The sequence below is a fragment of the Streptomyces sp. NPDC093111 genome (assembly GCF_040683955.1).
Classification (GTDB): Bacteria; Actinomycetota; Actinomycetes; order Streptomycetales; family Streptomycetaceae; genus Streptomyces.
Window position 1 is genome coordinate 42,070 of record NZ_JBFBNW010000014.1, and the last position, 20,931, is coordinate 63,000.

The following is a 20,931-nucleotide window of genomic DNA, read 5'->3' on the forward strand; positions in this document are numbered from 1 at the left end:
GCACGTGCCGCTCCACCGGGACGCGCACGCCCGCCCCGCCCGACACCGGAGGAACCGTTGTCCCGTCTCGCGCTCATGAAGGCAGCTCTTGGGCCGGTCCTGCGCCTCATGTTCCGCCCCCGCGTCGAGGGCGCGGAGAACATCCCGGGTACGGGCCCGGTCATCCTCGCGGGCAACCACCTCACCTTCATCGACTCGATGATCATGCCGATCTGCCTGGACCGTCAGGTCTTCTTCATCGGCAAGGACGAGTATGTGACGGGCAAGGGCGTCAAGGGCCGTCTGATGGCCTGGTTCTTCACCAGCGTCGGCATGATCCCGGTGGACCGCGACGGTGGCCGCGGCGGTGTGGCGGCGCTGATGACGGGCCGTCGGGTGCTGGAGGAGGGCAAGATCTTCTCCATCTACCCCGAGGGCACCCGCTCCCCCGACGGGCGCCTGTACCGCGGCCGTACCGGCATCGCGCGGCTGACCCTGATGACCGGCGCCCCGGTGGTCCCCTTCGCGATGATCGGCACCGACAAGCTGCAGCCGGGCGGCGCGGGCTTCCCGCGGCCGGGCCGGGTGACGGTCCGCTTCGGCGAGCCGATGGAGTTCTCCCGCTACGACGGCATGGACCGCGACCGGTACGTCCTGCGGGCGGTGACGGACTCGGTGATGGCGGAGGTCATGCGGCTCTCCGGCCAGGAGTACGTGGACATGTACGCCACCAAGGCGAAGGCCGCGTAAGCGCGGAGCGAGCGAACGGAACGGCCGATACGGCGAAGGGCGCCCCCGGGATGGGGGCGCCCTTCGCCGTATCGGCCGTACGCGTCGTGCCGGGCGTGACGGGCTGGGCGTGGCGCCTCAGCCCGTCGGCCCGTCGGCCCGTCGGCCCCTCAGCGCGTCAGTGCTCGACGCCGTCCGCCAGCTTCTGGCCCTTCAGCAGGAACCAGGCCGCGACCGCGGTCGCGAGGAGGACCGCCGCGCCGACGCCAGCCGCGATCCGCAGGCCGTCGACGAAGGCGTCCTGCGCGGCCGAGACCAGCGCGCCGGCCTGGTCGGGGGCGAGGCTCGCGGATGCCTCGACGGCGCCGCCGAGCGAGTCGTGGGCCGCGGCGGCCGTGTCGGCCGGGATGCCGGCCGGGGCGGTGAAACCCCGGTAGACGCCGGTCACGATGGAGCCGAGGACCGCGATGCCGAGCGCCGCGCCCAGCTCGTACGCCGTCTCGGAGACGGCGGACGCGGAACCGGCCTGGTCCTTCGGCACCGTGGACAGGATCACGTCGGCGGTGACGGTGAAGGCGAGGCCCGCGCCGACGCCGACGACGAGCAGGCTCGCGCCGAGCAGCGGGTAGTCGGTGGTCTTGCCGATCGCGGTCAGGGCCGCGAGGGCCAGACCGATGGCGGCGAGACCGCCGGTGACGACGGACCGTACCGAGAACCGGCGGGCGACGTGGCCCGCGACCAGACCGGCCGTCACGGCGCCGACGGCGGCCGGCAGTTCGGCGAGGCCGGCCTCCAGCGGCTGGCGGCCCTGGACCAGCTGGAAGAACTGGGACAGGAAGAACACCAGGCCGGACAGGCCCAGGATGGTCAGCAGGTCGGCGAGGACGGCGCCGGAGAAGCCGCGGTTGCGGAACAGGCGCATGTCCAGGAGCGGGGCCGGCAGGGTGAGCTGACGGCGCACGAACCAGGCCAGGCCGCCGATGCCGACGACCGCGGCGGCGGCCACCTCCAGGGTGGCGCCGTTGGCGGCGAGCTCCTTGACGGCGTACACGACGCCGATCATGCCGATGAGGGAGAGGCCGACGCTGGGGACGTCCCAGGGGCCCGGGTTCGGGTTCTTCGACTCGGGGATCAGCTTGACGCCGACGAGGACCAGGACGGCCATGACGGGCAGGTTGATGAGGAAGACCGAGCCCCACCAGAAGTGTTCGAGCAGGAATCCGCCGACGACCGGGCCGACCGCGGCACCGGCCGAGGCCATGGCGCCCCAGATGCCGATGGCGAGGCTGCGCTCGCGCGGGTCGTGGAACAGGTTGCGGATCAGGGCGAGCGTGGACGGCATCAGGGTCGCACCGGCGACACCGAGCAGGGCGCGGGCCAGGATCATCATCTCGGGGCTGGTCGCGTAGGCGTTCAGCACGGAGACGGCGCCGAAGGCCACGGCTCCGGTGAGCAGCAGCTTCTTGCGGCCGATGCGGTCGCCGAGGCTGCCCATGGAGACGAGCAGACCGGCGATGACGAAGGAGTAGACGTCACCGATCCACAGGAGCTGGGTGCCGGAGGGCTTCAGGTCCTCGGAGAGGAAGGGGGTGGCCAGGCCCAGCACCGTGGCGTCGACCGCCACGAGCAGGACGGCCAGGACGAGCACGGCGAGGGCGAGCCACCGGCCGGGGCGGCGGACGCCCTCGATATGGCTCTCGTGCTTGACGGTGTCGGTGATCACTTCTCCACGCTCCTGCGTGCTCCGCCGAGCAGCAGCTCGGCGATCATGTACTGAAAGTCCTTGGCGGCGACCCGCCCGTCGGCGACGGCCCAGGCACCCGAGCCGATGAGCCCGTAGTAGGCCTCGCAGAGCCAGGCGGGGGTCATGTCGATCCGGAAGACGCCCTCTTCCTGGCCGCGCCGGAAGAGGGCGGCGAGCCGCTCGTCGAGGCGGGTCCAGCCGTCGTTCTGCTGGCCGTCCTCGAAGAGCTGGTTCTCGGTGTAGAGGAAGGCGAGCAGCGGGGCGACGGACTCCGACGCGCCGATCAGCCTGCGTACGGCCTCGTCGGCCGGTCCCTCGTCGAGGCGGGCCCCGTCGAGCGCGGCCTCCGCCTCCTCGATGCACAGCTGCTCCAGCGCCCGGACGAGCGCGTCCCGCCCGGCGAAGTGCCGGTGCAGGGTGGCCCGGCCGATGCCCGCGGCCCGCGCGACCTCGTCCATGGTGGCGGTCGCCTTGCGGGAGAGCAGGGCCGCGGCGGAGCGGAGCACCTCGGTGCGGTCGACTGACATGAGACGACCATACACCGAATGAGACGTCAGTGTCTCATCCAGGAGGTTGGTGACTCATTCTTGACCTCCGCCGGACGCACGACGGCGCCGCCGCCCTCCGGGGTACGGAGGGCGGCGGCGCCGTGGTGGTGCCGGGGTGCGCGCTACTTCTTGGCCTCGGCCCAGGCGTGCTGGATGACCAGGTCGGCCTTGACCTCGACCAGCTGGGCGGCGACCGCCGAGGGGGCCGTGCCGCCCCGGCCGTCGCGGGAGGCGAGGGCGCCGGGGACGTTCAGGACCGTGCGGACCTCGGGGGTGAGGTGCTCGGAGATCTTGGCGAACTGCTCGTCGGTCAGCTCGTCGAGCTCCTTGCCCTCCGCCTCGGCGACCTTCACGCATTCGCCGGCGACCTCGTGCGCCACCCGGAACGGCACGCCCTGCCTGACCAGCCACTCGGCGATGTCGGTGGCGAGCGAGAAGCCGGCCGGGGCCAGCTCCTCCATGCGCTCCCGGTGGACGGTGAGCGTGGCCATCATGCCGGTGAAGGCGGGGAGCAGGACCTCCAGCTGGTCACAGGAGTCGAAGACCGGCTCCTTGTCCTCCTGGAGGTCGCGGTTGTAGGCGAGCGGGAGGGCCTTGAGGGTGGCCATCAGGCCGGTCAGGTTGCCGATGAGGCGGCCGGACTTGCCCCGGGCGAGCTCGGCGATGTCCGGGTTCTTCTTCTGCGGCATGATCGACGAGCCGGTGGAGAAGGCGTCGTGGAGGGTCACGAAGGAGAACTCCTTCGTGTTCCAGATGATGATCTCCTCCGCGATACGGGAGAGGTTCACCCCGATCATCGCCGTGATGAAGGCGAACTCCGCGACGAAGTCGCGCGAGGCCGTGCCGTCGATGGAGTTGCCCGCCGAGCCCCGCTCGAAGCCGAGGTCCTTGGCGACCGCCTCCGGGTCGAGCCCGAGCGAGGAGCCGGCCAGGGCGCCGGAGCCGTACGGGGAGACGGCCGTACGGGTGTCCCACTGGCGCAGTCGCTCGGCGTCCCGGGAGAGGGACTGGACGTGGGCGAGGACGTGGTGGGCGAAGAGCACCGGCTGGGCGTGCTGGAGGTGGGTACGGCCCGGCATGGCGACGTCCGCGTGCGCCTCGGCGAGGCCGACCAGGGCGTCCTGGAGCTCGGCGATCAGGCCGCCGAGGATCCGGGCGTGGTCCCGCAGGTACATCCGGAAGAGGGTGGCGACCTGGTCGTTCCGCGACCGGCCGGCCCGCAGCTTGCCGCCGAGGTCGGCGCCGAGGCGCTCCAGGAGGCCGCGCTCCAGGGCGGTGTGCACGTCCTCGTCGGCGATCGTGCCGACGAAGGAGCCGTCGGCGACGTCCGCTTCGAGCCGGTCGAGACCGTCGAGCATGCGGGTCAGCTCGTCCTCGGTCAGCAGCCCGGCCTTGTGCAGCACCCGGGCGTGGGCGCGGGAGCCGGCGATGTCGTACGGCGCGAGACACCAGTCGAAGTGGACCGACGCGGACAGCTTCGCCAGGGCCTCGGCGGGACCGTCGGCGAACCGTCCGCCCCAGAGCCGGACGTCACCGTTGTTGCTGCTCACTGCTGATTGCTCCTCTGGAGGGTGGTTTCGAGCCCTGAACGAGCCGGGAACCGGCGAGGTCACGTTCCCCTCTGCCCCAGTCGATCGATACTCACTCAGCGATGGGTATAACTATGCAGACCTCCGTATGAATTTGTCAATGCGGGTACGAGGGGAGGGGGAGGATGGGCGCCATGGGAAAAACATATGAACGCATCGAGGGGCGGCTGCGCGCCTTCATCGAGGCGCAGCCCCTCTTCTTCGCGGCCACCGCGCCCCTCTCCGGCGACGGCCACGTCAACCTCTCCCCCAAGGGACGCAAGGGCACCCTCGTCGTCGTCGACGAACTGACCCTCGCCTACGTGGACTTCGGCGGCAGCACCGCCGAGACCCTGGCGCACCTGCGCGAGCCGGGCAACGGGCGGATCACGCTGATGTGGACGGCTTTCTCCGGGCCGCCGACCGTGGTGCGGGTGCACGGGGACGGCGAGGTCGTCTTCCGGGACGACCCGCGCTGGAGCGAGCTGTTCGCGCGCTTCCCCGCCGAGGCCGTCGAAGGACAGGGCAGCGCGCGGGCCATCGTCCTGGTGCACGCGCGGCGGGTCAGCGACTCCTGCGGGTTCGCCGTCCCGAGGATGGAGTACCAGGAGGACCGGCAGCTCCACGCGGAGTACTTCAACCGCAAGACGGACGAGGAGTTCAACACGTACTGCGAGGGCAAGGAGCACATCGCGACGAGCATCGACGGGCTGCCGGCGCTGGAGCTCCCGCTGCCGCCGCTCCCCCGGTCGGCTCGCTAGCCTGGCGGGGGCCGGGGCGGGCGCCTAGCGTCGCGCCATGCGACACCTTCTCGCGCTCGGCGCGCTCGGCGCCGTCCTGGCCGCCCCGCAGCCCGTCCCGGCGCCGCTGCCCGAGCGGATGGCGGACACCGGGGGCGGTACGCAGCTGATCACCGCCGAGGCGGCCGGGACCCGTGCCACCACCGGCACGCTGACCTGGTGGGACCGGCGCGGGGGGCGCTGGGTGCGGGCGGGGTCGGCGCCCGCGCGGTTCGGCGCGAAGGGGCTCGCCGAGGGGGCGCGGCGGCGGCAGGGGACGGACACGACGCCGACCGGCCTGTACCGGCTGCCGTACGCCTTCGGGGTGGAGCGGGCGCCGGCCGGGACGGCGTACCCCTACGCCCGGGTCACGGACCGCTCCTGGTGGTGCCAGGACAACGCCTCCCGCGCGTACAACCGCTGGGTGGAGGGACTGCCCGGGGACTGCCGGGCCACCGAGGCCGAGCACCTCGTCGCGTACCGGACGCAGTACGCGTACGCGCTGGTCATCGGCTTCAACTACGACCGGCCGGTGCGCGGGCGCGGGGCCGGGATCTTCCTGCACGTGAACGGGCGCGGGGCGACGGCCGGCTGCGTCTCGGTCCCCGAGGACGCGATGCGCCGGGTGCTGGCCTGGGCCGAGCCGGCCCGCCGGCCGCACATCGCCGTCGGCACGCGGGGCGGGCCGACGGCGATCACACGGTACTGACGGTGCCGGCGGTACTGACGGTGCCGGCGGTACTGACGGTGCCGGCGGTACTGACGGTGCCGGCGGCACTGCCCCTGTACCGGCCGGGTGCTCAGCGGTCCTTCTGCGCGAGGCGCAGCAGGTGGTCGGCGAGCGCCTGTCCGCCGGCCGGGTCGCGGGAGATGAGCAGCAGGGTGTCGTCGCCCGCGATCGTGCCGAGGATCGCGTGGAGCTCGGCCTGGTCGATGGCCGAGGCGAGGAACTGGGCGGCGCCGGGCGGGGTGCGGAGCACCACCAGGTTGGCCGAGGCCTCCGCGGAGATCAGCAGTTCGCCGGAGAGGCGGCGCATCCGCTCCTCCTTGGCGGACTCGCCGAGGGGGGCCTGCGGGGTGCGGAAGCCGCCCTCGCTGGGCACGGCGTAGATCAGTTCGCCGCCGGTGTTGCGGATCTTCACGGCGCCGAGCTCGTCGAGGTCTCGGGAGAGCGTCGCCTGGGTGACGCTCAGTCCGTCGTCCGCGAGGAGCTTGGCGAGCTGGCTCTGCGACCGCACCGGCTGCCGGTTGAGGATGTCGACGATCCTGCGGTGGCGTGCGGTGCGGGTCTGCGGAACGGACGGCCCGCCGTGCTCGTTCTCCTGCGCGTCGGTCATCGTCGTCTCATTCTCCGGTTCGTCCTTCCCCGTTCACCACGTCCAGGACGCCGGGCAGGGCCCGGAGGAACGTGTCCACCTCGGCATCGCCGATGACGAGCGACGGCATGAGCCGTACGACATCGGGGGCGGGCGCGTTCACCAGGAGACCGGCGTCCTGAGCCGCCTGTTGCACCTGCGGCGCGACGGGCTCGGTGAGCACGATACCCAGCAGGAGGCCCGCACCACGGACATGGGAGACCAGCGGGTGGCCCAGGGACTCGATTCCGTCCCTCAGCTTCTCGCCGAGCCGCTTGACCTCGTCGAGCGCCGAGTCGGCGGCGAGGGTGTCGATGACGGCGAGGCCGGCGGCGCAGGCGACCGGGTTCCCGCCGAAGGTGGTGCCGTGGTGGCCGGGCGTGAACAGCTCCGCGGCGGGCCCGAAGGCGACGGTCGCGCCGATGGGCAGGCCGCCGCCGAGGCCCTTGGCGAGGGTGACGATGTCGGGGTCGACGCCGTCGTGGGCCTGGTGCTCGAACCAGGTCCCGGTGCGGCCGATGCCGGTCTGGACCTCGTCGAGGACGAGGAGGGTGCCGGTGGCGCGGGTGATCTCGCGGGCGGCCCTGAGGTAGCCGGCGGGCGGGACGACGACGCCGTTCTCGCCCTGGACGGGCTCGATGATCACGAAGGCCGTCTCCTCGGTGACGGCCGCGCGCAGCGCCTCGACGTCCCCGTACGGCACGTGCGTGACGTCGCCGGGCAGCGGCAGGAACGGGGTCTGCTTGCCGGGCTGGCCGGTGAGGGCGAGGGAGCCCATGGTGCGCCCGTGGAAGCCGCCGTCGGTGGCGACCATGTGCGGGCGGCCGGTGAGCCGGCCCAGCTTGAAGGCGCCTTCGTTGGCCTCGGCCCCGGAGTTGCAGAAGAAGACCTTGCCGGGGCGGCCGAAGAGCTGGAGCAGCCGCTCGGCGAGGGCGACCGGCGGCTCGGCGACGAACAGGTTGGAGACGTGGCCGAGGGAGGCGATCTGCCGGGACACGGCCTCGACGACCGCCGGGTGCGCGTGGCCGAGGGCGTTGACGGCGATGCCGCCGACGAAGTCGAGGTACTCGGTGCCGTCGGCGTCCCAGACGCGGGCGCCCTCGCCGCGGACGAGCGGCAGCCGGGGCGTGCCGTAGTTGTCCATCAGCGCGTCCTGCCACCGCTGGGTCAGTCCGGCGTTGCTCGCCTGCGTCATGACGTCTCCCCCGTGCTCGCGTCGGGCACGACCATCGTGCCGATGCCCTCGTCCGTGAAGATCTCCAGCAGGATCGAGTGCTGGACCCGGCCGTCGATCACGCGGGCCGTGGTGACCCCGTTGCGTACGGCGTGCAGACAGCCCTCCATCTTGGGGACCATCCCGCTGGAGAGCTCGGGCAGCAGCTTCTCCAGCTGGGTGGCGGTGAGCCGGCTGATGACCTCGTCGCTGTGGGGCCAGTCCTCGTAGAGGCCCTCGACGTCGGTCAGGACCATCAGCGTCTCGGCGCCCAGCGCAGCAGCGAGTGCCGCAGCCGCCGTATCAGCATTGACGTTGTAGACATGGGCGTCGTCCTGGGAGCGGGCGATGGAGGAGACGACCGGGATGCGGCCGTCGTCCAGGAGGGCCTGGAGGGCGCCGGTGTCGATGGCGGTGATCTCGCCGACCCGGCCGATGTCGATCCGCTCGCCCTCGATCAGCGGCCGGTGCTTGGTGGCGGTGATCGTGTGGGCGTCCTCGCCGGTGAGGCCGACGGCGAGCGGGCCGTGCTGGTTGAGCAGCCCGACGAGCTCGCGCTGGACCTGTCCGGCGAGCACCATCCGTACGACGTCCATCGCCTCGGGGGTGGTGACCCGCAGGCCGGCCTTGAACTCGCTGACGAGTCCGGCCTGGTCGAGGGCGGCGCTGATCTGCGGGCCGCCGCCGTGCACGACGACCGGCTTGAGGCCGGCGTGGCGCAGGAAGACGACGTCCTGGGCGAAGGCCGCCTTGAGCTCGTCGTCGATCATGGCGTTGCCGCCGAACTTGATGACGACGGTCTTGCCGTGGTGGCGGGTGAGCCAGGGCAGCGCCTCGATGAGGGTCTGCGCCTTGGGCAGCGCGGTGTGCTTGCGGGCCGAGTTCGTGGACTCTTTGGCGGCGTCGTTCGTGGACTCGCGGGCGGAGTCGTTCGTGGAGTCGGCGGTGGACTCGTTCGTGGAGTCGCTCATGACGAGTACGCGCTGTTCTCGTGGACGTAGTCGGCGGTGAGGTCGTTGGCCCAGATGACGGCGGACTCGGATCCGGCGGCGAGGTCGGCGGTGATGACGACCTCCCGGTAGCGCATGTCGACGAGCTCGCGGTCCTCGCCGACGGAGCCGTTGCGGCAGACCCAGACGCCGTTGATGGCGACGTTGAGCTCGTCGGGCTCGAAGGCGGCGGAGGTGGTGCCGATCGCGGAGAGCACCCGGCCCCAGTTGGGGTCCTCGCCGTGGATGGCGCACTTGAGGAGGTTGTTGCGGGCGATGGAGCGGCCGACCTCGACGGCGTCGTCCTCGGTGGCCGCGTTGATCACCTCGATGCGGATGTCCTTGCTGGCGCCCTCGGCGTCGCCGATCAGCTGGCGGGCGAGGTCGTCGCAGACCTCCCGTACGGCCTCGGCGAACGCGTCCTGCGCGGGGGTGACGCCGGCGGCGCCGGAGGCGAGCAGCAGCACGGTGTCGTTGGTGGACATGCAGCCGTCGGAGTCGACCCGGTCGAAGGTGAGCCGGGTGGCCTGCCGCAGGGCGGCGTCCAGGCCCTTGGCGTCGACGTCGGCGTCGGTGGTGAGGACGACGAGCATGGTGGCGAGGCCGGGGGCGAGCATGCCCGCGCCCTTGGCCATGCCGCCGACGGTCCACCCCTCCTTCGTGGCGACGGCCGTCTTGTGGACGGTGTCGGTGGTCTTGATGGCGATGGCGGCCTTCTCGCCGCCGTGCGCGGAGAGCTCGCCGGCGGCCTTCTCGACGCCCGGCAGCAGCTTGTCCATGGGGAGCAGGACGCCGATGAGTCCGGTGGAGGCGACGGCGACCTCGCCGGCGCCGATGCCGAGGACGTCCGCGGTCTTCTCGGCGGTGGCGTGGGTGTCCTGGAAGCCCTGGGGGCCGGTGCAGGCGTTGGCGCCGCCGGAGTTGAGGACGACGGCGGTCAGTTCGCCGTCGGCGAGGACCTGCTGGGACCAGAGGACGGGGGCGGCCTTGACGCGGTTGGAGGTGAAGACTCCCGCGGCGGCGCGGCGGGGCCCGGTGTTGACCACGAGGGCCAGGTCCGGGTTGCCGTTCTGCTTGATCCCGGCCGCGATGCCCGCGGCCGTGAATCCCTGCGCTGCGGTGACGCTCACGGAGCGACTCCAATCGTGGAAAGTCCGGTCTCCTCGGGGAGGCCGAGGGCGATGTTCATGCTCTGCACCGCACCGCCGGCGGTGCCCTTGGTGAGGTTGTCGATGGCGCTGATGGCGATGATCCGGTTCGCGGCCGGGTCGTGGGCGACCTGGATCTGAACGGCGTTGGAACCGTAGACGGAGGCCGTGGCCGGCCACTGCCCCTCGGGGAGCAGGTGGACGAACGGCTCGTCCGCGAAGGCCTTCTCGTAGGCGGCGCGCAGGGTCTCGCCGGTGACGCCGGCCCGGGCGGTGGCCGAGCAGGTGGCGAGGATGCCGCGGGGCATCGGCGCGAGGGTGGGCGTGAAGGAGACGGTGACCCGCTCCCCCGCCGGTCCGCTGAGGTTCTGGATCATCTCGGGGGTGTGCCGGTGGCCGCCGCCGACGCCGTACGGGGACATGTTGCCCATGACCTCGGAGCCGAGGAGGTGCGGCTTGGCGGCCTTGCCTGCGCCGGAGGTGCCGGAGGCGGCGACGACGACGGCCTCGGGCTCGGCGAGCCCGTTCGCGTACGCCGGGAAGAGGGCGAGCGAGACGGCGGTGGGGTAGCAACCGGGCACCGCGATGCGCTTGGACCCCTCCAGCGCGGCACGGGCACCCGGCAGTTCGGGGAGGCCGTAGGGCCAGGTGCCGGCGTGCGGGGAGCCGTAGAAGGTCTCCCAGTCGGCCGGGTCCCGGAGCCGGAAGTCGGCGCCCATGTCGACCACCAGGGTGTCCGGCCCGAGCTGCTCGGCGACGGCGGCGGACTGCCCGTGCGGCAGGGCGAGGAACACCACGTCGTGCCCGGCGAGGACCTCGGCGGTCGTCTCGGCGAGCACCCGGTCGGCGAGCGGCAGCAGGTGCGGCTGGAGGCCGCCGAGGCGCTGGCCCGCGTTGGAGTGGCCGGTCAGGGCCCCGATCTCGACCTCGGGGTGCGCGAGCAGGAGACGCAGGAGCTCTCCGCCCGCGTATCCGCTCGCACCGGCGACCGCTGCTCGTACCGTCATCGAAACCCTCCTCATGGATGGCATGACTATACGCACAGCCGCAGTTTTATGCAAAGCTGGGAAAAGAGAGGCCGCGCGGTCCGGGAGCCCGGGCCGAGGGCCCGCTCCTGAACCACGCGGCCGCCCGCGCCCCGCGGGGGCGGGACCGCCCCCTACACGGGGTGGACCCACGCCTGGTAGTTGTTCTGGAAGCTTGCGACGCTACAGGTGTGCAGGCGCAGCCCATTGGCGGAGCTGTTGTCCATGCAGGTGCCGGTCGCCATGTTCTTCCAGCTCACCCGGGTGCGGTCGGCGTTCGACGTGTAGAGCACCCACATCTGATAGCCGTTGTCGAAGCTCGCTCCGCTGCACCCGTGGGTGCGCAGGCCGTAGTTGGCGCTGCCGTCGAGGCACTCCTTCGACGCGTCGTTCATGAACTGGTAGTAGCCGTTGGTGTCACGTACCGCGACCCACTTCTGGTAGCCGTTGTTGAAGCTGGCGGCACTGCACGTGTGGGTCCGGAGTCCGTTGGCGGCGCTGTCGTCCAGGCACGTACCGGAGCTCTGGCTGACGAAGTACATCTCCAGAGAGCTGACGGCGCTCGCGGACGCGGACCCAGCCGCCGGAGGGGCCTTCGACGAGGGGGCGAGCCGCGCGTAGGGGGACGGCGCGTCCGGGTTCTCGACGCCCACCGCGCTGGGCGCGGCGGCGAACGCCCCGATCATCCCGGCGACGGCGGCGGCTGTGGCGAGGGTCTTCCGCATGGGTGAAGCCTTCCTGGAGGGCGACGCGACCTGTTCGTCCGCCCGGACAGGGGCCGCCGACGGAATCGGCGGACCCTGCCGGGCACTGGAGGCGAACCTAGGTCGCCATGCGCGACCGGAGGGAGGGCCGGGCGCGCCACGCACGGGACACCTCGTGCCACTCCCGGCTGCGCGGCCGGCAGGCCACCGGCCAGGCCGGCCACCGCGTCTGGGGCCCGATCTTCCTCTGCGAGCCCTTCAGCCAGGAGCGCCCGGACATCATCGTGCTCTGGGTCAGATACTGACGGGAACGGCCGGCTCCGGGAGGGGGAACCCCGGGGCCGGCCGCGTGCCGTGCCGGGCGCCGGCCTTCAGTCAGGTCAGGCGCCGACGTACGCCGCCAGGTGTTCGCCCGTGACCGTGGAGCGGGAGGCGACGAGGGCGGCGGGGGTGCCCTCGAAGACGACCGTGCCGCCGTCGTGGCCGGCGCCGGGGCCGAGGTCGATGATCCAGTCGGCGTGGGCCATGACCGCCTGGTGGTGCTCGACGACGATGACGGACTTGCCGGAGTCGACCAGCCGGTCGAGCAGGCCGAGGAGCTGCTCGACGTCGGCCAGGTGGAGGCCGGCGGTCGGCTCGTCGAGGACGTACACACCGCCCTTCTCGGCCATGTGGGTCGCCAGCTTGAGGCGCTGGCGCTCGCCGCCGGAGAGCGTGGTCAGCGGCTGTCCAAGGGTCAGGTAGCCGAGGCCGACGTCGGCGAGGCGTTCGAGGATCTTGTGCGCGGCCGGGGTCCTCGCCTCGCCCGCGCCGAAGAACCGCTCCGCCTCGCTCACCGGCATCGCGAGCACCTCGCTGATGTCCTTTCCGCCGAGGCGGTAGTCGAGCACCGAGGCGTCGAAGCGCTTGCCCTCGCAGTCCTCGCAGGTCGTGGCGACGCCCGCCATCATCCCCAGGTCGGTGTAGATGACCCCGGCGCCGTTGCAGGTCGGACAGGCGCCCTCGGAGTTGGCGCTGAACAGCGCCGGCTTGACGTCGTTGGCCTTGGCGAAGGCCTTGCGGATCGGGTCGAGCAGCCCCGTGTACGTCGCCGGGTTGGAGCGCCGCGAGCCGCGGATCGCGCCCTGGTCGACCGAGATCACCGACGCGGAGGAGGGGATCGACCCGTGCACGAGCGAGCTCTTGCCGGAACCCGCCACGCCGGTCACGACGGTCAGCACCCCGAGCGGGACGTCGACGTCGACGCCCTTCAGGTTGTGCGTCCGCGCGCCGCGGATCTCCAGGGCGCCGGTGGGCTCCCGTACCGCGTCCTTCAGGGAGGCCCGGTCGCCCAGGTGGCGGCCGGTGACCGTGCCGCTCGCGCGGAGCCCGGCGACCGTCCCCTCGAAGCAGACCGCGCCGCCCGCCGTGCCCGCGCCGGGGCCGAGGTCGACGACGTGGTCGGCGATCTCGATGACCTCCGGCTTGTGCTCGACGACCAGCACCGTGTTGCCCTTGTCGCGCAGCCGCAGCAGCAGGTCGTTCATGCGCTGGATGTCGTGCGGGTGCAGGCCCGTGGTCGGCTCGTCGAAGACGTACGTGACGTCGGTGAGCGAGGAGCCGAGGTGCCGGATCATCTTCACCCGCTGCGCCTCGCCGCCCGACAGCGTGCCCGCGGGGCGTTCGAGCGCGAGGTAGCCGAGACCGATCTCGACGAACGAGTCCAGCGTCTGCTGGAGCGCGGTGAGCAGCGGCGCCACCGAGGGGTCCTCGATGCCCCGCACCCACTCCGCCAGGTCGCTGATCTGCATCGCGCAGGCGTCGGCGATGCTGACCCGCTTGATCTTCGACGCCCGGGCGCCCTCGCTGAGCCGCGTCCCCTCGCACTCCGGGCAGGCCGTGAAGGTGACCGCCCGGTCCACGAACTCCCGGATGTGCGGCTGCATGCCCTCCTTGTCCTTGGCGAGCATCGACTTCTGGATCCGCGGGACCAGACCCTCGTAGGTCATGTTGATGCCCGCGATCTTCATCCGGACCGGCTCGTGGTGGAGGAAGTCGTGCAGCTCCTTCTTCGTGAACCTGCCGATCGGCTTGTCGGCGGGGAAGAAGCCGGACTCGCTGTAGAGGCGGTAGTTCCAGCCGCCCGGCTTGTAGCCGGGGATGGTGAGCGCGCCCTCGTCGAGGGACTTGGCGCCGTCGTAGAGCTGGCCGAGGTCGAGGTCGGTGACGCTGCCGCGGCCCTCGCAGCGCGTGCACATGCCGCCGGTGCGGTGGAAGGTCGCCTTCACCGTCTTCTTGTCGCCGCGCTCGACGGTGATCGCGCCGCTGGCCTTCACGGAGGGGACGTTGAAGGCGTACGCGCTGGGCGGGCCGATGTGCGGCTTGCCGAGCCGGCTGAAGAGGATCCGCAGCATCGCGTTGGCGTCGGTGGCGGTGCCGACCGTGGAGCGCGGGTCGGCGCCCATCCGCTGCTGGTCGACGGTGATCGCGGTGGTCAGCCCGTCGAGGACGTCGACCTCCGGGCGGGCCAGGGTCGGCATGAAGCCCTGCACGAAGGCGCTGTACGTCTCGTTGATCAGCCGCTGCGACTCGGCGGCGATCGTGTCGAAGACCAGCGAGCTCTTGCCCGAGCCCGAGACGCCGGTGAAGACGGTGAGGCGGCGCTTCGGGATCTCGATGCTGACGTCCTTGAGGTTGTTCTCGCGCGCGCCGAGCACGCGGATCACCTCGTGGCTGTCGGCGGCGTGCGGCGCGCTGGCCTTGCTCATCGTCTCGTCTCTCCTCATGTGGGACGGGCGGGCTCTGTCGGGCCGCCCCCGTCGGGCCGGATCCGGTGGACCGGCCCGCGTGCTCTCGGGCGGTCTTCCGCTACGGCTTGCGCGGCTGGTTGAAGCGGAGCATGTTGCCGGCCGGGTCGCGGAAGGCGCAGTCCCGCACACCGTACGGCTGATCGACCGGCTCCTGGAGGACTTCGCCGCCGGCCGCCCGGATCCGCTCGAAGGTGGCGTCCACGTCGTCGGTGGAGAAGATCACGCCGCGCAGCATGCCCTTGGCGAGCAGCTCGGACACGGCCTGCCGGTCGGCTTCCGAGGCCGAGGGGTCGGCGAGCGGCGGTTCGAGGACGATCTCCACGTCGGGCTGGTCCGGCGACCCGACGGTCACCCACCGCATGCCCTCGAAACCGACGTCGTTGCGGACCTCCAGGCCGAGCACGTCGCGGTAGAAGGCGAGTGCCTTGTCGTGGTCGTCGACGGCGATGAAGCACTGGGAGAGGCTGATGCTGTTCATGCCTCCGAAGCTACGAGGCCGCGGCGGATTCCGCTTCTCCGATACTGATCGGTTGCCCGGCCGGTGCGTCGGGGACGGGCCCGGGAGGGGCGTCGGTCCGCGGGTCGGGGTCGGGGTCCGGCTTCGGGCGCCCGTTCTTCAGCGGCCTGGTGATCACCTTGGCGACGCACGCCGGGATCGGGGCGCCCGACTCGTGGCCGCGGGCCCGGTAGGCGCTGGGCGTCTCGCCGACCAGCTCGGTGAAACGGGAGCTGAACGACCCCAGCGACGTACAGCCGACCTCGAAGCAGACCTCGGTCACGCTCAGGTCGCCCCGGCGCAGCAGCGCCTTGGCCCGCTCGACGCGGCGGGTCATCAGGTAGTTGTACGGGGTCTCCCCGTACGCGGCGCGGAAGCTGCGGGAGAAGTGCCCGGCGGACATGAGCGCGACCCGCGCGAGCGCCGGCACGTCCAGGGGCTGCGCGTAGTCGCGGTCCATGGCGTCCTTGGCGCGGCGCAGGCGCACGAGGTCCTCCAGGTTCATGCCGACCATGGTCCCACGCAGGCCCCCCGGGCGCGGGGGCTCCTGTCACATCCGCGCGGGCCCGGGCGTCAACGCGGTGACGGGCCGGGCCGGGCCCGCGAGGCCCCGACGAGGAGCGTTCCCCCATGCACGACGAGACCAGCTGCCTGACCGCCCGGTTCGACGCCCACCACGAGCAGCTGCGGGCCGTGGCGCGCCGGATGCTCGGCACCTCCGGCGGGGCCGAGGAGGCGCTCGCGCAGGCCCGCGCGGAACTCGGCGGCGGGGCGGGGATCCGCGCGTGGCTGCTCGTCTCGGTGGGACGGGCGTGCGTACGGCGGCTCCAGGGGCGGGCCGGGGCCGAGCCGCGCGCGGCGGACGCCCCCGACGGCCCGGACCCGGTGTGGCTCGCGCTGCTCGTCGTCCTGGAGGCCCTGGAGCCGGGCGAGCGGCTCGCGTACGTGCTGCACGACCTGTTCGGGCTGCCCCTCGACGACACCGCCCGGATCACGGGCGACACCCCCGAGGAGGCCGGCCGGCTCGCGAGGGCGGCGCGGCGGCGGGTGCGGGGCGCCCGTCCGAGCCGGCCGGACGGGGATCCGGCGCGGCGGCGGGCCGTGGTGGAGCGCTTCCTCACCGCCGCCCGCGCCCGCGACGCGCGCGCCCTCGCGGCCGTGCTCGACCCCGAGGTGGTCGCCTTCTCGGAGCGGGGCCCGGTGCACGGCGCCCCGGCGGTCGCCGAGGGCGCGGCCGCCTTCGCCCGCCGGGGCCGGGTGACGCGGCCGGCGCTGGTCGACGGGGCGGTCGGGGCGGTGGCCTTCGCCGACGGCCGGCCGGTCTCGGCGGTGGCGTTCACGCTGCGCGGCGACCGGATCGTGGCGCTGGACATCACGACCGGGGAGGAACGCGTACGGGGGCTGGTGCTGACCTTCCCGGACGCGTGAGCGGGTGGGCGGCGTGCGGCGGCGCGGGCGGGGTGACCGGCGGGTGGGCGGTGGCGGCTCCGGGGAAAACCGGATGCGGGGCCCCGGGCCCTCCCCGTACCCTGGGCCGCATGTCTACGCCCCGAATTTCCTAGCTCAAGGACCCGCTTCCACGCCACCCGTGTGTCCTTCTGCTTGTTCGGAGCGTTCCCTCATGATCACCCTTCGTGGTGCCGACGTGCGCGTCGGCGCCCGTCTCCTGCTGTCCGACATCTCCTTCCACATCGCGCCCGGCGACCGGATCGGCCTGGTCGGCCGCAACGGCGCGGGGAAGACGACCCTCCTCGACACCCTCGCCGGGCTGCGCGCCCCGGCCGCCGGCAGCGTGCTGCGGACCGGCGAGGTCGGGTACCTGGCGCAGGACTCGCGCGCCGCCGACCCGTCCGTCTCCGTCACCGACCGGATCCTGTCCGCGCGGGGCATGGACGTGGCCGTGCGCCGGCTGCGGGCCGCCGCCGACCGGCTCGGCGAGCGCGCCGACGAGCGGGCGATGGACGCGTACGTCCGGGCCGAGGCCGCGTTCGAGGCCCGTGGCGGGTACGCGGCCGAGGCCGAGGCGGCGCGGGTCGCCGCCGGGGTCGGGCTGCCCGCCGAGCTGATGGGGCGGCCGGTCGGCACGCTGTCCGGCGGACAGAAGCGCCGGGTGGAGCTGGCCCGGATCCTCTTCGCCGGGCACGGCCGCGAGGGCACCCTGCTGCTCGACGAGCCGACCAACCACCTGGACGCCGACTCGGTCGGCTGGCTGCGCGGGTTCCTCGCCGGGCACCAGGGCGGTCTCGTCCTCATCAGCCACGACCTCGAACTGATCGCCGCCACCGTCAACCGGGTCTTCCACCTGGACCCGCGGCGGGCGACCGTCGACGTCCACAACACCGGCTGGGCCGCCTACCTCGCCCAGCGGGACGCCGACGAGCGGCGCCGGACGCGCGAGCGCGCCAACACCGAGCGGAAGGCCGCCGCGCTGCACGCCCAGGCGGACCGGATGAAGGCCCGCTCGGCGACCGCGGTCACCGCCCGCAGCATGGCGCGGCGCGCCGACCGGATGCTCGGCGGCCTGGAGGAGGTCCGGCGGGCGGAGCGGGTGGCGCGGATCCGGCTGCCCGAGCCCGCGCTCTGCGGCCGCATGCCGCTGGGCGCGGTCTCGCTGACCAAGGGGTACGGGGGTGGGCGCCCGGTCCTCGACGGCGTGGACCTCGCGGTCGACCGGGGCTCGCGGCTCGTGGTGCTGGGGCTGAACGGCGCGGGGAAGACGACGCTGCTGCGGCTGCTCGCGGGGGTCGAGGCGCCGGACTCGGGGCGGGTCGTGCGCGGGCACGGGCTGCGGCTCGGCTACTTCGCGCAGGAGCACGAGACACTCGATCCGGCACGTACCGTCCGCGCGAACCTGGCGGCGGCGGCTCCGCACCTCACGGACGGCGAGGTCCGGCGGGTGCTGGGCGCGTTCCTGTTCCGGGGCGACGACGCCGACAAGCCCGCCGGGGTCCTCTCGGGCGGCGAGAAGACCCGGCTGGCGCTGGCCGGTCTGGTGCACTCGGGCGCCAACGTCCTGCTGCTCGACGAGCCGACCAACAACCTCGACCCGGCCTCGCGCGAGGAGGTGCTGGCCGCCGTCGGCACGTATCCGGGCGCGATCGTGATGGTCACGCACGACGAGGAAGCGATCGACGCGCTGCGTCCGGAGCGGGTCCTGCTGCTCCCGGACGCACAGGAGGACCTGTGGAACGAGGAGCACCGGGAGCTCGTGAGCCTGGCGTGACGGGCCGGGGTGGGACGGACCCGTACCGGACGGACCCTGGCCGGACGGCCCCGTACCGGAGGGGCGCCGGCCGGGCGGACCCTGGCGGGACGGACTCGTACCGGAGGGGCGCCGGCCGGGCGAACCCTGGCGGGACGGACTCGTACCGGACCGTCCCCGGCCGGACGGACCCCGACCGGACGACCCCCGGCCGGAGGGTCCCTCCCGCGGCTACCGCTTCACGGCTCTCAGCACCACGAACTTCCGGTCGCCGGCGACCAGTTCGCTGTTGCCGAAGATCCGGCGCAGGGTGACGTGATAGCCGAGGTGCCGGTTGCCGACCACCCAGAGTTCCCCGCCGGGCCGCAGCGCCCGGCGGGACTCGGCGAACATCCGGCGGGCGGTGCGGTCCGTGGTGGCCTGGTGGCTGTGGAACGGCGGGTTGTTCAGCACGAGGTCCACCGAGCCGTCGGCGACGTCCGCCAGGCCGTCGCCGACGGTGAACTCCGCCGTGCGTGCGGTCCCGGCGTGCGTGCGGAAGTTCTCCTCGGCCGAGGCGACGGCCTGGTACGACTCGTCGGTGAAGAGCAGTTCGGCCTCGGGCTCGGCGAGCGCGACGGCCAGTCCGACGACGCCGTTGCCGCAGCCGAGGTCGACCACGCGGGAGTGCCCGACGCCGTGCGGGAGGTGCTGGAGGAGGAAGCGGGTGCCGATGTCGAGCCGGTCGGCGCAGAACACCCCGGCCTGGTTGGCGACGGTGCGCCCGGCGAGCCCGGCCGGGGCGTCGGCGGGCAGCGCGTAGCGCAGGGGCCAGGGGTTCGTGGGCCGTCCCCCGGTCGGGGCGGCGGGGGTGGTGTGGATGAGCCGGGCCTTCTTCACCGCGAGGGAGGTCCGGGTCGGCCCGAGGATCCGCTCGAAGAGCCGCAGCGTGGAGGTGTGGATCTCCTTCACCATGCCGGTGCCGACCACGACGGTCCCCGCGTGCACGGCGGGGGCGAGGCGGTGGAGCTGGTCCTCCAGGAGCGCGAGGCTCTTGGGTACGCGGACCAGCAGCACGTCGACCCGTTCGGGCGGCGGGTCCTGCGTGGTGAGCAGCCGGACGGCGCCGGGCGCGGTGCCCGAGCGGGCGAGGTTGTCGCCGGTGGCCCGGCGGCCGAGGTACGAGTCGGAGATCTGCACGAGCTCCCCGGCCCCGGCCGCGGCGAGCGCGGTGACGAGGGCGCCCCAGCGGTCCCCGACGACGGCGACGGTCCCGGACAGGTCGGTGCCGCTCTCCGCGAGGTGCGCGAGCAGGTACTCGTCGGCGGCGTCCCAGGCGCGGAGGGGGTCGCGCGGGTCCTCGGGGTGCCGGGTGAGCGGGAAGGTGCCCCATGACGTGGTCAAACGGTTCATCGTGCCCCCAGGCTAGCGGTCCCGGCGGGCCGCGGGCGCCGTCGAGGGCGCGGGCCGGCGCGCGGCCGGCCGGCCGGACGGGCGGCTCAGCCCACCGCCGCAGCCAGCTGGAGGTGCCACAGGCCGGGGCGCCCGGTCAGGGTGACGGTGGAGAGCGGCCGGACGTCGACGTTCCAGTACGTGGCGGGCGGGGCCTTCAGGGCGTAGACGAGGGCCGCCCGGACGACGGCGGGCTCGGCGACGGCGACGATGGCGCCGCCGTCGGCGGGGCGAGTGTCGAGCCAGCCGCCGACCCGGGTGATGAAGGAGAGAAGCGTTTCCCCTCCGTGCGGCGCCGCGTGCGGGTCGCGGAGCCAGGCGTCGACGGCGCCCGGTTCGAGCGCGGCGACCTCGGCCAGGGTGAGCCCCCGCCAGCGCCCCATGTCGCAGTCGCGCAGGGCCGGCTGGACCAGCGGCGCGTAGCCGAGGGCCGTGCCGGTGGCGCGGCTGCGGGGCGTCGGGGAGCAGTAGCGCAGCTCCGCCGCGCCGAGCGGGATCAGCCGGGGCGCGGCGAGCTGCACCTCGTACCAGCCGGCCTCGTCGAGCGGCCGGTCGTCGTCGAAGCGTTCGGCCAGCAGGGAGGAGCTGCGTGCCGCCGCGACGAGCGTGACCCGAAGACCCATGGCGGCGATCGTGAGGCCGGGAGCCCCGCAGGTCAAGGGGTCATTGAGGGAAGCCGCGAGGGGCCGCGCTCACTGCTGTCCGAGTGCCATCCACTTGTCCGGATTCTGTAGTGGCGTGAAACCGACCTTCTCGTACACGCCGTGCGCGTCGGCCGTGGCGAGCATGATCCGGCGCAGCCCGTACGCCTCCAGGTCGTCACGGACGGCGGTGACGAGGGCGGTGCCGAGCCCGGTGCCGCGCGCCGGGTGGTCGACGTAGACGTCGCAGAGCCAGGCGAAGGTGGCGTAGTCGGTGACGACCCGGGCGTAGGCGCCCATCTCGCCCGTCTCGCGGTGGTAGGCCCCGTAGTTGAGCGAGCCGGCGATGGCGCGGTCCTGTTTCTCCCGAGGTCGGCCGAGGGCCCAGTACGCGTCGGTGGAGAGCCAGTGGTGGACGCGTGCCGCGTCGATCCGGGCGGGGTCGGCTGAGATCTCGTACGCCCCGTGCATGACGGGGCCGGGCGTGGTCGTGGTGTCGCTCATGGGCGCAGGCTGCCAGTCCCGGCGTCCCTTGTCAGGTGAATGTGCCGGGGGCGGCCGCCGGGGCGCCGGTGCGCGCCCCGGCCCGGA

At 73.1% G+C, this 20,931-nt stretch carries 21 protein-coding genes; 6 read left to right on the forward strand and 15 right to left on the reverse strand.

Going from position 1 to position 20,931, the window contains the following annotated elements; translation table 11 throughout:
* Positions 1-57 precede the first annotated feature (57 nt).
* Positions 58-729 carry a lysophospholipid acyltransferase family protein gene (locus tag AB0Q96_RS24640; RefSeq protein WP_365328939.1) on the forward strand — a complete coding sequence of 224 codons (672 nt, stop codon included), beginning with the start codon at positions 58-60 and terminating at the stop codon, positions 727-729.
* Positions 730-886: 157 nt separating this feature from the next.
* Here AB0Q96_RS24640 and AB0Q96_RS24645 read toward each other — a convergent pair whose 3' ends face one another.
* From AB0Q96_RS24645 to argH, 3 genes are all read right to left on the reverse strand, one after another.
* Positions 887-2,431, reverse strand: coding sequence for an MFS transporter (locus AB0Q96_RS24645; protein ID WP_365328941.1), 1,545 nt, complete (start codon positions 2,429-2,431; stop codon positions 887-889).
* The gene (locus tag AB0Q96_RS24650) at positions 2,428-2,979 is read right to left on the reverse strand and encodes a helix-turn-helix domain-containing protein (protein WP_365328943.1); all 552 of its coding nucleotides are present in this window, start codon (positions 2,977-2,979) and stop codon (positions 2,428-2,430) included. The genes AB0Q96_RS24645 and AB0Q96_RS24650 overlap by 4 nt, the downstream gene beginning before the upstream one ends.
* Before the next feature lie 143 nt (positions 2,980-3,122).
* On the reverse strand, positions 3,123-4,550 hold the full coding sequence (gene argH, locus AB0Q96_RS24655) for an argininosuccinate lyase (RefSeq protein ID WP_365328945.1): 1,428 nt from the start codon (positions 4,548-4,550) through the stop codon (positions 3,123-3,125).
* A gap of 173 nt (positions 4,551-4,723) precedes the next feature.
* Between argH and AB0Q96_RS24660 the strand changes: the two genes are divergently transcribed.
* A complete protein-coding gene (locus AB0Q96_RS24660) occupies positions 4,724-5,329 on the forward strand; it encodes a pyridoxamine 5'-phosphate oxidase family protein (protein ID WP_365328947.1) in 606 nt (201 codons plus the stop codon).
* 37 nt (positions 5,330-5,366) lie between these two features.
* Positions 5,367-6,056, forward strand: coding sequence for a L,D-transpeptidase family protein (locus tag AB0Q96_RS24665; protein WP_365328949.1), 690 nt, complete (start codon positions 5,367-5,369; stop codon positions 6,054-6,056).
* A gap of 91 nt (positions 6,057-6,147) precedes the next feature.
* Here the strand turns inward: AB0Q96_RS24665 and AB0Q96_RS24670 are convergent, their stop codons facing one another.
* From AB0Q96_RS24670 to AB0Q96_RS24695, 6 genes are all read right to left on the reverse strand, one after another.
* Positions 6,148-6,684, reverse strand: coding sequence for an arginine repressor (locus AB0Q96_RS24670; protein WP_329419089.1), 537 nt, complete (start codon positions 6,682-6,684; stop codon positions 6,148-6,150).
* Positions 6,685-6,691: 7 nt separating this feature from the next.
* The gene (locus AB0Q96_RS24675) at positions 6,692-7,897 is read right to left on the reverse strand and encodes an acetylornithine transaminase (RefSeq protein WP_365328951.1); all 1,206 of its coding nucleotides are present in this window, start codon (positions 7,895-7,897) and stop codon (positions 6,692-6,694) included.
* The gene (gene argB / locus AB0Q96_RS24680; protein WP_365328954.1) at positions 7,894-8,886 is read right to left on the reverse strand and encodes an acetylglutamate kinase; all 993 of its coding nucleotides are present in this window, start codon (positions 8,884-8,886) and stop codon (positions 7,894-7,896) included. Before argB ends, AB0Q96_RS24675 begins: the two co-directional genes overlap by 4 nt.
* Entirely contained in the window at positions 8,883-10,034 is a 1,152-nt protein-coding gene (gene argJ, locus AB0Q96_RS24685) for a bifunctional glutamate N-acetyltransferase/amino-acid acetyltransferase ArgJ (protein WP_365328956.1), read from the reverse strand. Before argJ ends, argB begins: the two co-directional genes overlap by 4 nt.
* Positions 10,031-11,059, reverse strand: coding sequence for an N-acetyl-gamma-glutamyl-phosphate reductase (gene argC / locus AB0Q96_RS24690; RefSeq protein WP_365328958.1), 1,029 nt, complete (start codon positions 11,057-11,059; stop codon positions 10,031-10,033). Before argC ends, argJ begins: the two co-directional genes overlap by 4 nt.
* A 152-nt stretch (positions 11,060-11,211) precedes the next feature.
* A complete protein-coding gene (locus tag AB0Q96_RS24695; protein ID WP_365328960.1) occupies positions 11,212-11,802 on the reverse strand; it encodes an RICIN domain-containing protein in 591 nt (196 codons plus the stop codon).
* 107 nt (positions 11,803-11,909) lie between these two features.
* On the opposite strand from AB0Q96_RS24695, the gene AB0Q96_RS24700 reads away from it, so the two are divergent.
* Positions 11,910-12,086, forward strand: coding sequence for a hypothetical protein (locus AB0Q96_RS24700; protein WP_365328962.1), 177 nt, complete (start codon positions 11,910-11,912; stop codon positions 12,084-12,086).
* Between the two features lie 75 nt (positions 12,087-12,161).
* Here AB0Q96_RS24700 and AB0Q96_RS24705 read toward each other — a convergent pair whose 3' ends face one another.
* The 3 genes from AB0Q96_RS24705 to AB0Q96_RS24715 all read right to left on the reverse strand — a co-directional run bounded on the left by AB0Q96_RS24705 (position 12,162) and on the right by AB0Q96_RS24715 (position 15,571).
* The gene (locus AB0Q96_RS24705; protein WP_365328964.1) at positions 12,162-14,528 is read right to left on the reverse strand and encodes an excinuclease ABC subunit UvrA; all 2,367 of its coding nucleotides are present in this window, start codon (positions 14,526-14,528) and stop codon (positions 12,162-12,164) included.
* Between the two features lie 100 nt (positions 14,529-14,628).
* A complete protein-coding gene (locus tag AB0Q96_RS24710) occupies positions 14,629-15,048 on the reverse strand; it encodes a VOC family protein (RefSeq protein WP_365328966.1) in 420 nt (139 codons plus the stop codon).
* Positions 15,049-15,058: 10 nt separating this feature from the next.
* Positions 15,059-15,571, reverse strand: a complete 513-nt coding sequence (locus AB0Q96_RS24715; protein WP_365328968.1) for a helix-turn-helix transcriptional regulator — start codon at positions 15,569-15,571, stop codon at positions 15,059-15,061.
* A 125-nt stretch (positions 15,572-15,696) separates the two neighbouring features.
* On the opposite strand from AB0Q96_RS24715, the gene AB0Q96_RS24720 reads away from it, so the two are divergent.
* Together AB0Q96_RS24720 and AB0Q96_RS24725 are read left to right on the forward strand one after the other, a co-directional pair.
* Positions 15,697-16,494 carry an RNA polymerase subunit sigma-70 gene (locus tag AB0Q96_RS24720; RefSeq protein WP_365328970.1) on the forward strand — a complete coding sequence of 266 codons (798 nt, stop codon included), beginning with the start codon at positions 15,697-15,699 and terminating at the stop codon, positions 16,492-16,494.
* Positions 16,495-16,687: 193 nt separating this feature from the next.
* The gene (locus AB0Q96_RS24725; RefSeq protein WP_365328973.1) at positions 16,688-18,289 is read left to right on the forward strand and encodes an ABC-F family ATP-binding cassette domain-containing protein; all 1,602 of its coding nucleotides are present in this window, start codon (positions 16,688-16,690) and stop codon (positions 18,287-18,289) included.
* Between the two features lie 210 nt (positions 18,290-18,499).
* On the opposite strand, the gene AB0Q96_RS24730 is transcribed toward AB0Q96_RS24725, so the two are convergent.
* The 3 genes from AB0Q96_RS24730 to AB0Q96_RS24740 form a co-directional block, all read right to left on the reverse strand.
* The gene (locus AB0Q96_RS24730) at positions 18,500-19,660 is read right to left on the reverse strand and encodes a methyltransferase (RefSeq protein ID WP_365328975.1); all 1,161 of its coding nucleotides are present in this window, start codon (positions 19,658-19,660) and stop codon (positions 18,500-18,502) included.
* 86 nt (positions 19,661-19,746) lie between these two features.
* Entirely contained in the window at positions 19,747-20,322 is a 576-nt protein-coding gene (locus AB0Q96_RS24735; RefSeq protein WP_365328977.1) for a histidine phosphatase family protein, read from the reverse strand.
* A gap of 69 nt (positions 20,323-20,391) precedes the next feature.
* On the reverse strand, positions 20,392-20,844 hold the full coding sequence (locus AB0Q96_RS24740) for a GNAT family N-acetyltransferase (RefSeq protein WP_365328979.1): 453 nt from the start codon (positions 20,842-20,844) through the stop codon (positions 20,392-20,394).
* Between the last annotated feature and the right edge of the window lie 87 nt (positions 20,845-20,931).